This is a genomic window from Brevibacillus fluminis (genome assembly GCF_003710825.1).
GTDB lineage: Bacteria > Bacillota > Bacilli > Brevibacillales > Brevibacillaceae > Brevibacillus_D > Brevibacillus_D fluminis.
This window is the reverse complement of sequence record NZ_RHHQ01000008.1, coordinates 445,424-458,285: the sequence shown is the minus strand read 5'-3', so window position 1 is coordinate 458,285 and position 12,862 is coordinate 445,424. Positions and strand designations below refer to the sequence as shown.

The 12,862-nt window shown below is 54.1% G+C and carries 11 protein-coding genes; 6 read left to right on the top strand and 5 right to left on the bottom strand.

Going from position 1 to position 12,862, the window contains the following annotated elements; translation table 11 throughout:
• Positions 1-18 precede the first annotated feature (18 nt).
• From EDM56_RS11545 to EDM56_RS11530, 4 genes are all read left to right on the top strand, one after another.
• Entirely contained in the window at positions 19-915 is an 897-nt protein-coding gene (locus EDM56_RS11545; protein WP_122918047.1) for a DMT family transporter, read from the top strand.
• Between the two features lie 312 nt (positions 916-1,227).
• Positions 1,228-2,565 (top strand): APC family permease, encoded by a 1,338-nt coding sequence (locus EDM56_RS11540; protein ID WP_122918046.1) that lies wholly within the window; start codon positions 1,228-1,230, stop codon positions 2,563-2,565.
• Between the two features lie 156 nt (positions 2,566-2,721).
• Positions 2,722-4,041 carry a helix-turn-helix domain-containing protein gene (locus tag EDM56_RS11535; RefSeq protein WP_122918045.1) on the top strand — a complete coding sequence of 440 codons (1,320 nt, stop codon included), beginning with the start codon at positions 2,722-2,724 and terminating at the stop codon, positions 4,039-4,041.
• Positions 4,042-4,070: 29 nt separating this feature from the next.
• Positions 4,071-4,640, top strand: a complete 570-nt coding sequence (locus EDM56_RS11530; RefSeq protein ID WP_122918044.1) for a TetR/AcrR family transcriptional regulator — start codon at positions 4,071-4,073, stop codon at positions 4,638-4,640.
• Positions 4,641-4,715: 75 nt separating this feature from the next.
• On the opposite strand, the gene EDM56_RS11525 is transcribed toward EDM56_RS11530, so the two are convergent.
• From EDM56_RS11525 to EDM56_RS11505, 5 genes are all read right to left on the bottom strand, one after another.
• Positions 4,716-4,940: a hypothetical protein gene (locus EDM56_RS11525; RefSeq protein WP_122918043.1), complete on the bottom strand. Its 225-nt coding sequence runs from the start codon at positions 4,938-4,940 to the stop codon at positions 4,716-4,718.
• Positions 4,941-5,006: 66 nt separating this feature from the next.
• Positions 5,007-5,921 carry a TIGR01777 family oxidoreductase gene (locus EDM56_RS11520; RefSeq protein ID WP_122918042.1) on the bottom strand — a complete coding sequence of 305 codons (915 nt, stop codon included), beginning with the start codon at positions 5,919-5,921 and terminating at the stop codon, positions 5,007-5,009.
• A 152-nt stretch (positions 5,922-6,073) separates the two neighbouring features.
• The gene (locus EDM56_RS11515; RefSeq protein WP_122918041.1) at positions 6,074-7,228 is read right to left on the bottom strand and encodes a Ger(x)C family spore germination protein; all 1,155 of its coding nucleotides are present in this window, start codon (positions 7,226-7,228) and stop codon (positions 6,074-6,076) included.
• Positions 7,225-8,643, bottom strand: a complete 1,419-nt coding sequence (locus tag EDM56_RS11510) for a spore germination protein (protein WP_122918040.1) — start codon at positions 8,641-8,643, stop codon at positions 7,225-7,227. Before EDM56_RS11510 ends, EDM56_RS11515 begins: the two co-directional genes overlap by 4 nt.
• A complete protein-coding gene (locus EDM56_RS11505; RefSeq protein ID WP_122918039.1) occupies positions 8,640-9,725 on the bottom strand; it encodes an endospore germination permease in 1,086 nt (361 codons plus the stop codon). Before EDM56_RS11505 ends, EDM56_RS11510 begins: the two co-directional genes overlap by 4 nt.
• Before the next feature lie 202 nt (positions 9,726-9,927).
• Between EDM56_RS11505 and EDM56_RS11500 the strand changes: the two genes are divergently transcribed.
• Positions 9,928-11,352, top strand: coding sequence for a class-III pyridoxal-phosphate-dependent aminotransferase (locus EDM56_RS11500; RefSeq protein WP_122918038.1), 1,425 nt, complete (start codon positions 9,928-9,930; stop codon positions 11,350-11,352).
• A 36-nt stretch (positions 11,353-11,388) separates the two neighbouring features.
• Positions 11,389-12,861, top strand: a complete 1,473-nt coding sequence (locus tag EDM56_RS11495; protein WP_122918283.1) for an aldehyde dehydrogenase family protein — start codon at positions 11,389-11,391, stop codon at positions 12,859-12,861.
• Position 12,862 lies beyond the last annotated feature (1 nt).

The window sequence follows — 12,862 nt, the reverse complement described above, 5'->3', positions numbered from 1 at the left end:
AAAAGAGGCAGATAAGGGATGAGGACACAGGCAAAAGCGGATGGAATGCTGGTCATCGTGACGCTATTTTGGGGGTCATCGTATTTGTTCATGAAAATGGGGCTCACCGCCCTGCAGGAATTCAATCTGATCGCGCTCCGGTTCGGGATTGCATTCCTGTTGGCTGGGCTGATCTTTTACCGGCGCATGCTGCGAAGCGATTGGAGGACGATTCGCTCTGCCCTTGTTTTGGGCGTGATCTTGTTCGGGGTGTTTGCCAGCGTGACGTTCGGGGTGAAAATGACGACGACCGCAAACGCCGGGTTTCTCGTCAGCCTCACCGTCATTATTGTTCCGATTATTTCGTCTATTATCGGGCGCAAAATTCCGGAGGGGAAGGTAATCGTCGGGGTGATTCTGGCCATTGTCGGAATCGGGCTCATGACCGTCACCAGCTCGCTTGCAATCGGAACAGGCGATATGCTTTGCATCGTGACTGCTGTTTGCTACGCCCTGCATATTTTGACCACGGGCGCATTGACCAAGCATGTCGATTCGATCGCGCTGGGCGTTTGGCAATTGGGTGTTACGGCCGCAATTGCACTGGTGTTTTCCTTCTGTATGGAGACACCGCAGCTCCCGTCAACGACTGCATCGTGGACAGCGGTAATGGCGTTAAGCATTTTATGCAGCGGTGTGGGCTTCATCGTGCAGACGACGGCGCAAAAATTTACGACGCCTACGCATACGGGACTGATTTTTTCGCTTGAGCCAATTTTCGCTGCGCTGTTCGCCATCCTGTTCCTTGACGAGACGCTTACGCTAAGAAGCTATGTCGGGGCAGCGACTGCGCTGGCAGGCGTTTTAGTGGCGGAGCTTGACTGGGTAAAAATGCTGCGGAAGCGGAAGCGCGAGGCATCTGTCGAGTGCGGATAAAAGAACGAAACAAGAAAAGGCCAAGGGAATTGCTTGGCCTTTTTGGCGTAGGTAATGGGGCGCGAATAGAAGCAAAAAGAAACCACTGATCAGAAAAGTCTAAATATTGACAAAGTTCAAAAGCGGAAGTACGATCTATTAAGGACGTGTCCGTATATATGCCGAAATAATGCAATGAATACAGCAATCCATAACGAATCGGAGGGGGAGATACGCAAGCGCTTACACGAATAGCGTCATTCGTTTCTTCACGATGCAAGTGAAAAAGGGGTTTTTATCGATGCTTTTGAGATCGCAGGAGGTGTGTACAAAATGGAAAAAACAGTGGAATTGAAACGATCTCTGGGGTTGTTCCAAATCGTGATGCTTGGCATGGGCTGGATGGTACCGATGGTCGTGTTCGACACATTCGGGATCGCCTCTGATTATTCCAATGGTTTAGTCCCGCTCGCCTATGTCGTCGCATTGGTTGCGATGCTCTTTACCGCTTACAGCTATGGAAAGATGGTGCAGGTTTTTCCGACCTCGGGGTCGTCCTACACCTACACCCAAAAAACGATGAGTCCCCATCTCGGGTTCCTCGTCGGCTGGGCTTCGCTTCTCGATTATCTCTTGATCCCGATGATTAGCGCCCTCTTGATCCAGATTTACTGTACGGCGATTTTTCCCGATGTCCCGACATGGGTGTGGATCGTCGGGTACGTGATCGTCGCGACCGTCATTAACATCTGGAGCGTCAATATTACGGCCAACATCAGCAGCTTTCTCGTCGTCTACCAGGTGCTTGTGATCGTCTGTTTCATCGTGCTTGCCATCAAAGAGCTGAACAGCGGAGTCGGTTTAGGAACGTCCGTTACGGTCCAGCCGTTCGTGAAGCCGGACATTCATATCTCCGGCGTGATCGCAGCCGCCACGGTACTGTGCTTCTCGTTTCTCGGTTTTGATGCGGTTACGAACTACACGGAGGAAGCGCTGCATCCGACGCGGGACATTCCACGTGCCGTCCTTTTGACCGCGCTGATCGGCGGCTTGCTGTTCATTGTCGGCGCATATTTTACGCAAGCGCTCTTTCCGGACAATTCCAAATTTCAGGATCCGACTGCGACTGCGCCGGAAATATCGCTTTTGATCGGCGGGAAGCTGTTCCAGCTGTTTTTCCTGGCCGCCTCTTTTGCCGGATCGCTCGCCTCCGGGCTCGCTTCGCATGCGAGCGTCTCGCGTCTTCTGTATGTCATGGGCCGCGACCATGTTTTGCCGAACAGGCTGTTTGGCAAGCTGCACCCGCGCTGGCAGACCCCGGTGTTCAACGTCGTGCTGGTTGGGGTTGTGACGCTGACGGCGATCTCGTTCGACCTGGAAACGGCGACCGAATTCATTAATTTTGGTGCACTCATCGCATTTACTTTCGTGAATTTGTCGGTCATCGCGCATTATGCTGTGAAGCTGAAACGGTACAAGACACCAAAAGATTGCTTCGCACATGTCATCATGCCGTTGATCGGGGCGGCCTGCGTCGCCGTGCTGTGGTACCATCTTGAGCTGGATTCGCTCCTGCTGGGGATCGTGTGGGTCGTGATCGGTTTTGTCTATTTGCTCTACTTGACGAAAATGTTTACGGTAAAGCCAGCTGCCATCGAAATCTCCAAATAGACTCGGAAGCACGAAAGCCCCCCTCGTCAGCCGGCAAGGGGGGCTCTTCTCCATCGAGGGATAAACTTCAGCGTGGGTGAGATGGTTTCATCCTGCCTTTTTTTTGTATAATGGGGGTATTCAAAAAACGGCGCATGCGAACGAAAGAGGACCCTTATGACGAAAAATAAACAAATCCGCGTAGGCATGATCGGTCCCAAAGACTCTTTGCAAATCATCGAAAAAATCGCCGCCTCTTTTCCCGAGGCCACATGGTCGTTCTGGGAGTACGAGGATGTCAATGATGCGCCGAAGCTCGTAGAAGCGCATGCAGGCGATGTGGATGTGTTTCTGTTTTCCGGGGAGGTCCCGTTTCAAATCGTCCAAAACAGCGAGTACGAAGGCACCAAGCCGCTGCTCTACATACCGCACACAGGGGTGGCGCTGTACCGGAGCTTGTTTGACATGGCGCTCCACCATCAAAAATCGCTGCAGCGAGTCAGTGTGGACACGCTGGCGGAGCAGGACGTGCGGGACGTGTACCAGGAGCTCGGCGTTCCGTTTTCCGAGGTGCATGTCCGTTCTCTGGAAACAAGCGGCACGGATTCGGAGGAGTGGGGCCGCTTTCATCTGCGTCTGTGGAAGGAAGGCAAGGTCGACACGGCGCTGACCACGATGCGGTCTGTTTATCGGTTTTTGCAGCAGCATGACGTGCCGGTGTTCCGCATTCGTCCGACCGAATCGATCATCCGCGAGTGTTTGGAAAAAGCCGTGCGAATCGGCATGCTGCAATACGCGCAAAAAGGCCAGATTCTCATCCAGTTGATCACCATCGACCGGTTCGGTGACCTCGTAGCACATTTGGGATCGGAATACGAGGCGCAAAAGGTGCAGCTGGAGCTGTACAAGCGTTTGCTGGACTATGCACAGGAGATCGAAGGCTCGTTCACCTCGCTTGGCAAAGACTTGTTTTTGCTCGTCACCACACAGGGGGCGTATCAGCGCTATACGGACGGCAAGCTGACGAATCCGATACCGGAATGGGTGCTCGAGCATTTGCCTGTGCACATCAGCGTAGGCATCGGCGTGGGCCAGACCGGGATTGAAGCGGAGACGCACGCAAGGATCGCGCTCAAGTATGCGCAGGAATCCGGGGGAGGCTGCTGCTTTTTGGTGACGGCGGCTGGGGAGGTCAACGGGCCGCTCGATCACGATAGCCCGCTCTCATTCGCCTACCAGATTGACGAACGGCTCTTGGCGATTGCCAAGCAAGCCGGTGTCAGCCCGGCGACCTTCGGCAAGGTGAAGCATGTCATGGAAAAGCTGGAGCGGACGGAACTGTCGGCCGCCGAGCTGGCCCAGCATCTAAAAATCACCCCCAGGGCGTCGCGGCGGATTTTGACCAATCTGGAAAACGCGGGAGTGGCGCGGCGAATCGGCGAGGAAAGCCCTTCGAGCAGCGGACGTCCGCGCGCAATCTTCAAAATCGATCTCTAGTTCGCGAAAAGAAAGGTGTAGCCTGACAAATGACTGCCAATCAAATCAAATTCGTCGCTTTGAAGCAATTCGTGGATCATGGGTTCGCCGGCACGTCGCTGGCGAATATCGGGGATGAGGTGGGGATCAAGAAGCAGTCCATCTACTCTCATTTCAAAAGCAAGGATGACTTGTTCCTGATCGTGTTCGAGGAAGCGATCCGGCACGAAATCGAATGGATGAACGAATATTTTGAAAAGAACATGGACAGCTCGCTCCATGACATCTTGTACCGGTTTCTGGAGCAAATCAAAGAGCGCTATTTCAACGATTACCATCTCAGCTTTCTGCTGCGGATGGCCTTTTACCCGCCCGTTCATTTGCACGAGCGTGTGATGGGGGCGTTCGAGACATATTTGCAGGCGCTGGAGCACGTGCTGCAGCAGCAATTCTCCTCGACAGCCACCCCGCTTGCCGTCACGGAAAAGGAAGGCGCCATCTCGTATATGAACCTGCTTGACGGCTTGATTGTCGAGCTGATCTATCAAGGGGTGGACAAGTTTTTCACGCGGCTGGATGTATCATGGAAGGTGTACTGGCGGGGAATCAGCAGCAACTAAATGACCGAGGGGCACAACCGTCTGAGTGAAAGCAGCGGCTGTGCCTTTTTTGTATGAGGTGCGGCGCCGTGATGCCTAGTCGTTTTCGCTTTCGCGCCTTTTTTCGTGCCAAAACGTGATGAAGGCAAGGCCCATGAAGCAGAGGGCGCCAAGCAGATAGAGAGAGAACTGAAACCACACGACTTTTTCATTCGGGCCGTTTCCGATCGGGCCGATCCGCGCGGCGTACGGCGTATACAGACACCGGAACGCCAATCCGAGGTTAACGAGGCCGACTAGAAACTGTACATATTTCCACATAACTCCCACCACCTGCACTTTTTTGGCTGGAAGGCTGGTGCGGGCGAAAACGCGTCTTGCCAAAGCTTACCCCCGCAACAAATCCCGCAACGTTTCTTCCAAATTCGTATGACGGAAAGCAAATCCATAGTCCAGCAAGCGCTGCGGCACACAATTTCTTCCCGTCAAGGCAAGGTCCGGTTCGGTGCGCATGAACAGATAGGCGCCGAGCTTGACCAGCGGAGTAGGTGCGGCAGGGGCCCAGCCCTTGTTCATCACCCGCCGGAGCGTGGCCATGAATTCACGGTTTGTCACGGGGGCAGGTCCTGTCGCATTGTAAATACCGCTCATGGCTTCTTCCTTGATGGCGGCCAAAAACATTTCGTTCAAATCGTCCACATGCAGCCAACTGATGTATTGGCGACCGGAGCCGACGGTGCCGCCCAAATTCAGCTTTGCCAGCTTAATCAATGGCTCCAGCGCGCCTCCATTCCGACCTAATGCAAAGCCGATGCGAAACAACACCTTCCGTGTACGGTTGAGCTGCCGCGCGAAAAAAGCAGCTTCCCACCGTTCGCAGACTTCCACCGAAAACCCGGTGCCGTGCGGGGATTCTTCCGTACACAAGCTTGTCGTATCGCCAAAGATGGCAAGCGATCCGGCTTGCACCAAAACCCCGGGTGGTTCGCTGCAAGCGCAAATGGCCTCATCGATGACACGAACCGAGTCGAGCCTCGAGCTGACGATTTCCTCGCGATTTTTTTCCGAATAGATGCAGTTCACGCTTTTGCCGGTAAAGTTGACGACGGCGAGGCTGCCGTCGAGCTCTTGCGCCCATTCCCCCAGCGTACGACCGTCCCATTGGACGCTGCGGCCATACGCTTTTGTCCCGGCAGAGCCGCGCGTCAAGATGACGACCTCATAGCCCTTTGCTGTCAAACATTTGGCAAGGGCATGGCCTAAAAAGCCGGAGCCGCCTGCGAGCACGATCTTGTTTTTCATCGTGTCACTCCTTTCTCGTTTGATTCGGTTGATGTAGAGACACTTTAACAGGTGACATGACAAATTTTACCTGCAACGACGGAATATTCGCAAGGAAAACACGAAAGAGCCGACCGACTTGGAAGCATGCCGGATCGGCTTTTGGCCTGTTGTCATTTGCGCAAATGGTACTTGCCGGTATTTTCGATCATGACCGTTACCGTCAATGGTTCAAGTGAGTCTGGCTGCAGGGGAAATGCCTGTTTGGAACCGAAATATGTCTTCCAGGTCGCAGGGTCATGCAGATACAGCGAGTAGCCGAGCTGGTACAAGTCGATTTGGTGCTTGAGTCCTTTCGCATAGGTTTCTTTGATTTCCTTGATGACCTGTTTTTGGGCAAGCTCCCGCAGCTCGGCTTCCGCAATCGTTTGCCCCAGCTCGTTCACGCTTCCGGTTAAGCGAATATGAACGCGAAAGGCCAATTTACCGACATCCTTGGCAGGCTCTATGCTCACATTTGGCTTGCGGAGCACGATGGTGGCGACGAATTTGCCGTTTTTGGTCAGGAAAAGCGGAGTGCGGGTCGTATCTGGATTGAACCAGCGGAGACCGATCAAATCTGCGTGCGACAAAAAACCTTTCAGCCGGCCTTGATGATCAAGGAAGAAGCTACCGTTCACTTCAAGGAGTGTGTGCTTTTTCAGATTATCCTTCCAGGTGGAGTGATTTAAGGCGAGCGTGGGCAAATAGCTTGTCTTGCCTTTTTCATTGTAGTACGAGATAAAGCGCTGAAATTGAAGGGGCATGATATATGAATTTTGCCGATACGTTTCTTTTGGCTCGTGGAGGACCGAGGAGAGCGGCGATTCGTTAAAAAACGGAGTCGTGCTCAACAACTGCTCCATCGGCGCACGGCTGCCGAATGCCCATTTCGTATAGCGGATTTCACGGTACCGGTTGGTCAAGTCGAAAAGGACGTCACCTGCATTCCGCAAGGCGTTTTCACTGTAGATGATCGCATTGATATGGCTGTAGTAAAAGAGTTGCTGCGCACTTTGATACAGCTTGTCAATCGCCTCGTTGATCGAAATGCCGGAGGTCTTGCTGACCCATACATGCGCGGGTTCACTCGGCTTGCCGCCTTCCTGCTTCGCAACGCTCGTGAAATCGAGCATCTGGGCGTACACGATAAACCTGTTTTTCTCATAATCAATGCCGAGCGCCGTGATGTAATTGATATGCTGGATCTCCTTCGCATCCCAACAGCCGGTAAGGGAGAATAGGCTCACGAAGGCGAACGCAGCAACGAACATTCGTCTCTTTTTCATCGTCGTCCATCTTCCTTCGTGGAATCGAGAGTGTCGAGGAAGTCAGGTCGTCTCCGGAGCAAGCGCCAGTTTTTGGCGACGATGCCATACACGGCGTCGCGGACAGACAAGGGCGATATGGGCGTCAAATAAGGGAGCCCGAACGATTGCTGCGCCGCGAGATGCTGGATCAGCACGATAACCGACAAAACAAACCCGTACATGCCGAGAATGGAAGAAGCGAGAAAAATAGCAATGCGCAGCATGCTGACAGCCCCGGCCAACGCTTGATTCGATAGCGTGTAGTTCGCGACGGATGAGAGGGCGGCGACGATCAGCAAGGACGGCGAGATGAGCGCCGCGCGAATCGCTGCATCCCCGATGACGATGCCGCCAACCACGGTCAATGTTTGGCTGATCGAGCGCGGCAGGCGCGACCCTGCTTCACGGAACAAGTCGAGCAAAAAAAGCATGAGAAACAGCTCCATCGATGCAGGGAAAGGCAGTCCGATCCGTGTCTGGGTAATTGTAGCGAGCAGTGGAAATGGCAGCTGATCCTGGTTGTATTGAGTGAGGGCGATCCAGAACCCAGGCAGCAATATCGAAATCAGCAAGCCGAAAATGCGAAGCACGCGGCTCACCGAGGTAATCCAAAACGGGAAATGCGAATCCTCAGGCGTTTTGAGCACAAGAAACAGATTCGCTGGAGCGATGATCACAAGCGGCGATCCCTCCACAAGCAGTAGGAATCGGCCACGGCTCAGGCAATCGACGGCGAAATCCGGACGCCCGGAAAAAATAAACAGCGGAAAAAATGAAAATCGGCGCCCGCCCAGCAGGTCCTGCAACTGTGCCGCACTGATCAACGAGTCGATATCGATCGCCGACAGCCGGCTGCGGACTTTTTGCACAAAGGAGGGGTTCACAATATCCTGCACGTATAGTAAGCCCACTTTTGTCGCACTGCGTTTTCCTACGAGATATTCTTCAACCGCAAGCGACTGGGAGCGGAATCGCTTGCGGATCAGAGCCAGATTCATGCCGTAATCCTCGACGAAGCCATCGCGCGGCCCATAGATCGAAATGTCGATCGCAGACTCCTCGATGTTACGGTTGGGCGATTTGGAGAGGGGGACCATGTAGATTTGTTGCACATCCCCAATCACCACAATCAGCATTCCTGCAAAAATTTCACGAGCGAATGCGGTGGCCGTGACCGGGGCCGTGTACGGGAGCATCTGAAACGGAAGCGTCCGCATATCAAGCTCCGGGGATGCCCGATACAAGGCGGGAAGTACGGTTTCGTTGATTTGCTGGAGATCGCACAGGTTGACGCAATAAATCAGGCTGACCGTGCGGTTTGCAGGGAAAATGTGTGGATCGACCTTCACATCGGGACAATCGGCAAACCATTTGCCGAAATCAACGTCGGTCATGGCTGTACACCTCCGTGGCGGGGAAAGAATAGCCGGACGATGAAAAGGATAAGCGAAATGCCTGCGAAAATTGCTAGGTTAGCAGGCAAAAATGAAGTGAGTTGCAGCTCGAAAAGAATGGAATCAGGAATCGGCGCCAACGCGAATGCAGCCATGGCAGCACCGCTCGCAAGCAGCACGATGCCCCGCCGATTTTGGCAGAAAACGGACAGGCAATCAGCGATGAGCCAAAGGGAAAGGGAGATGCGCACAAAAGCACCGGACAACCATTGATAGATCGAAAAGAAGTCCACATGCTCGATGAAGCGTCCGAGCTGCAGGATTCTCCACTGCTCATAGGCCGGATAGCGCTGTTTGCTCGCTTCCACCGTTCCGAATTCGGCGATTGCGCCGGTCAGCGGGCCGAGGGTCAAGCCAACCAGTATGACGAGCAGCAACAGGAGCGTCCGATACCGTACTCGCCCGTTGACGGTATGGCCCAAAAGCAATGCAAAGAACAGCTCGCAAAGCCCGCTTCCGGCATAGAGCATGCCGTTCAGGGCGGGTCCGAACCCGTTTTCCAAGACGGGCAGCAGCAACAAATAGTCCTTGTGAGGAAAATTGCCGATCGCCACGAAGTAGCCGAAAACCACGATGAACGGGAGGAGGATGCCGTTGGTGATGGCGAGCACTTTAATCCCGGACCGAGCGGTCGCCATGCAGGCGAGAACAAAGGTGCTGACCACCACGATGACCGGAGTGGAAGGCAAATAATTCACGCGCGTCCAGTCTGTTGTTTCCTTTAGCGTCGTGGCACCCACCCCAAATAAGGCGAAAAGAAGGGGAAGGAGCACGAGCCATGCCCAACCGCCCCAGCGTTCCCAAAGCCACTGGACAAAAGGGCGTCCATCAGTAGCCTTGATCAAACGGTGGAGCAGGACGAGCCAGAGGAAGCCGCAGATTGCCGTGAAACAAACGGAGAGCCAAGCATCTTTGCCAGCCACATTGAGCAAAACAGGAATAATCGTCACGTGATTCAACAAGCCGGTTCCGGTAATGAGCAGCATCCCGAGTTGCAGAACTGAGATCGTGTGAGAGTTCATACATTGGTTCCTTTTGGTTGCATGTAGTATCCATATCGTGCGCTGGAAGGAAAATCCTTATTCTGGATTATAATCGAATAAATTTTCGAAAAATTATTGCATTTAAATTGACCCCTCTTTATAATCAAACTTACGAACGTTCGTCAAGTAAATCCATCAGTATAGAATCTGATCAAAATCAACGAGCGAAATGAGGGAGAAGATGAGCAAAATGAATTGGTCGCAAGTGGAAGAATGGGACAAAAAGTATATTATGCGTACGTTTGCCACACAGGATGAGTACACGCCGTTTCCGATCGAATCAGCGGAAGGCGACTACCTCATCACCCCTGACGGCACGCGGATCCTCGATTTTTTCAACCAGCTTTACTGTGTGAATGCCGGACAGCGCAACGAAAAAATCAATAACGCAATCAAGGAAGCGCTCGATCGCTACGGTTTTGTCTGGGACGCTTATGCAACCGATTACAAATCCAAGGCCGCCAAAATGATCATCGAGGACATTTTGGGTGAAGAAGGCTGGGCGGGAAAAGTCCGGTTCGTCTCGACCGGAAGCGAAGCGGTCGAAACGGCGCTTTTGATCGCCAGAGTGTACACGAATCGTCCGATCATCGTGACGCGCGAATTCGCCTATCATGGCTGGACGAGAGGATCGAATGCCGCGACCCGCATCCGCGCGAACAACTGCGGCATCGCGGAGGCGAATGCGGAAACGACGGTGCGCCAGGTGCCGGGCACGTTGACAGGTTCTGTGCTGACGGCACCCTCGCCCAACTGTATGCGTTGCTCGCTCGGCCACAACTACGAAACATGCAAAGACGCAGACGGGGAGCTCGCTTGCGTGAAGTACACGAAGCGCATGATCGAAAACTATGGCAAAGACCGGGTTGCCGCCGTCATTACGGAAGTGGTGCAGGGCGCAGGGGCGGTCCATCCACCTGAAGAGTATGTGCCGCAAATCCGCAAGCTGACCAAGGACATGGGGATACTGTGGATCGCCGATGAGGTACTGACTGGTTTCGGCCGCACGGGCAAATGGTTTGCCTACCAGCACTATGGCGTGCATCCTGACATCATCACCACTGCGAAAGGGCTGTCCAGCTCAAGCATCCCTGCTGGCGCGGTTATCGTCAGCAAGGAGATCGCCGATTTCATGGACCAGCACCGCTGGGAGACGATTTCGACGTATGCGGGACATCCGGTCGCGATGGCAGCGGTATGCGCCAATCTGGAGTACATCATCGAGGAAGACCTTGTAGAGAAGGCGCGGAAAACGGGCGCCTACATGCAGGAAAAGCTGTACGCCTTGAAAGCAAAGCATCCGTCCATCGCCAAAATCTCCGGCAACGGCGTGCTGTGGCTGGTGGAGATCGTCAAAGACGAAAAGCTGACACCGTTTATCGAAAGCGACCGTAACTTCTCGCACCAGGCCGACCTCAAGTCGTTCCCGACCAAAATCATCGGCCGCAAAACATTGGAAAAAGGCGTGCTGATGGGCGGCGCGATGCCGAATACGCTGCGTCTCGGCGCCTCGCTCAACGTCTCCCGGGAGGATGTCGACAAAGCGATGGATGCGCTTGATTACGCACTCACCTATATCGAAAGCCAAGTGCTGCAGGAAAGTTGAGTGGCATCACATTCGAAAAAGGAAGTGAAGATGAACATGCTGCTGAAAATGTATGTAAACGGAGAATGGGTGGATGCGCAGAACGGCCAAACAAAGACGGTGATCAATCCGGCGACAGGAGAGGTAATCGCACATGCAGCCTCCGGTGATGCCCGGGACGCAAAGGAAGCGATCCTAGCTGCGAGAAAAGCATTTGATGAAGGGGAATGGACGGAGATCGCAGCCGTCGAACGGGCGCGCTACCTGTTTGCGATCGCCGACGAATTGGAGGCGCAAGCAGAAGAAATCACCCAGCTAGAAACGCTTGATAACGGTAAACCGCTGCGCGAATCCAGACATGACATCGCGGATTCTATCGCCTGCTTCCGCTATTTCGCCGGGCTTGCGACCAAGCCGTACGGGCAAACATATCCGGTGCCCGACCCGAACACGCAAGCGCTGACGGTGCGCGAACCGATCGGTGTGGTCGGCTTGATCGTGCCGTGGAACTTTCCTTTGCTCAATGCCGCGTGGAAAATCGCGCCCGCGCTTGCTGCCGGAAATACGATCGTGTTCCGACCGTCGGAAGTCACGCCGATCACATCCGTCAAACTATTCGAAATAATCGATAGGGTCGGACTGCCGAAAGGGGTCGCCAATCTGGTGATGGGCAGCGGGCGGACGGTCGGTAATGAGATGGTGGAGAGCCATCTCGTGGACAAAATCTCGTTCACAGGAGGTACGGAGACAGGGCGCTCCGTTCTGCACGGATCGGCAGGCAACCTGAAGAAGCTGCTGCTGGAATTGGGCGGCAAGTCGCCCAACATCGTGTTCGCCGACGCCGATTTTGCCACCGCCGTCGATTACGCGCTGTTCGGGATTTTTGCCAACCAAGGGCAAGTGTGTTCGGCAGGGTCTCGCCTTCTGGTGGAAGATGCCATCTATGACCGCTTCATGGAAGAGCTTATCGCGCGGGCGAAAAACATCCGTGTTGGCCAGGGAACCGATCCACAGGTCGAGATGGGACCGCTGGTTAGCCAGGAGCAGCTGGCGACGGTACTTCATTATATCGAGACGGGCAAAAAGGAAGGCGCCCGACTGGTATGCGGCGGCAAGCGACTGCAAGGCCCGGGCTACGATCAAGGATTTTTCGTCGAGCCGACGATCTTCACCGATGTGACGCCCGACATGAAAATCGTTCAGGAAGAAATTTTTGGCCCGGTGCTGGTTGTGCAGCGCTTCCGGGATGAAGCCGAGGCGATCCGCTTGGCAAATGACACAGTGTTTGGCCTCGCTGCGGGTGTGTTTACGAACGACGGAGCAAAAGCGCTGCGCGTAATCAAAAAAGTGCGCGCTGGCATCACATGGGTGAACAATTTCCACCCTGCCTACAGCGAAGCGCCATGGGGCGGCTACAAGCAAAGCGGGATGGGCAGAGGGCTCGGCACATACGGGTTTGACGAGTTCACGGAAGTCAAGCAAATTAACATCAGCCTGCAGGTGAAACCGAGCGGCTGGTTCGGATCATAAG